The organism is Candidatus Darwinibacter acetoxidans (assembly GCF_041936445.1).
Lineage (GTDB): Bacteria > Bacillota > Limnochordia > Darwinibacteriales > Darwinibacteriaceae > DTU010.
This window is the reverse complement of the sequence record NZ_JBHGXH010000088.1, coordinates 1-1,197: the sequence shown is the minus strand read 5'-3', so window position 1 is coordinate 1,197 and position 1,197 is coordinate 1. Positions and strand designations below refer to the sequence as shown.

The 1,197-nt window shown below is 55.0% G+C and carries 1 pseudogene; it reads right to left on the bottom strand.

Annotated features, from left to right (window positions below):
- Window positions 1–1,197: pseudogene (locus ACE4YL_RS02810) on the bottom strand (DEAD/DEAH box helicase family protein); the annotation flags it as partial.

Here is a 1,197-nt window from a genome sequence, read left to right as displayed (position 1 = left end):
AGGGTAGAAACCGCTCTCCTCGAAGAAACCCACGCCTTTACCTCTGCTCAAATTTCGCAGGAGGAAGATTTCCTTGCCTGCTAGTGACTTGTCCTTTTCGGATTTCCAGTAGGCACTCAGGTCACGAACGAAGCGTTCCTCGCTTTCTTCGAGCGGCGGGGGGGCAGCAGTGAGCACATTCCCCCTTTTGAGAAGCAGAGGCAAATAGACGCTCCGATCGAAGTAAAGGCGCGGCAACCCGCTGTTTTCTTCTTTGATAAGTTTATCCATATCTTCGCACAGTTTTTCGATGGCGGTAAATAGGTCGCTGTGTGAACGCGGTACGCGCACGAAGTAGGCGGCTTTTTTTTCCTGCAGGCTCAGACGGTTGAAAGCCAAGTTGGGATCATCAAGGTCAAGAGGACGATAGACTAGGTTTTGGCTGTCCCAGCGCTCGTGAGCTCGGCGGTAGAAGGTATCCAGGTACTTCCGCAGGACGGCTGTGACTGCCTCTTGCAGACGGGTGCGGTCAGTGAAGGTGCGCGGACGGAACACGTCCTCACTTGCCTTCAGGGTATAGGGAACCTTTTCTAGGATAGCGCGCAGGGTTTCGGGACGAATGACCAGGTTGCTCCAGCCTCTGCGCGCCTTATAGTCCAGCAATTCGAGGTAGGCCTGCTCCCAATCCACCAACGCCAGACTTTCTGACGGAATGGTCCCCTCATGTCCGCTTTGGACCCGAGCGTCCTGCAGGCCAACCGCGCCGCTTTCCAGTACCTGCACTTTGACCGATAAATCCACTCTCAGGCGGATGTTTTCATCAGGGGTGAGCAGGAGTATCGTATCGGTAGTAAAGTCGCGGCCACTCTCAGGACGCGGTAGCACCAGCCCGCGCTGCAGCATCTGTTCGTTGGTCCACACAGGGAGCGGTAGTTCAACCGGCGGCTCGGTCTCTACCCCTTCTCGTTCGAGATAATCACGGAATTGGGCCATGTAGTTGGCTCGCACAGCAAAGATATTGAGTGTCTCCAGCAGTTTAATATGCGGTGGATGATTGCCCGGAAGGGCAGCACTGCGTTTTAGAGAATGGTTTTTCCCGCGCAGGCGTACACCGCGCCCAAAGAGTTGGATGATCTGTGAACCTTCCCGCCGCCCAATATTGAGAAGTCCCATGTTGGAGACGCGCCAGGAATTCCAGCCTTCCATGAATTTCTTGGC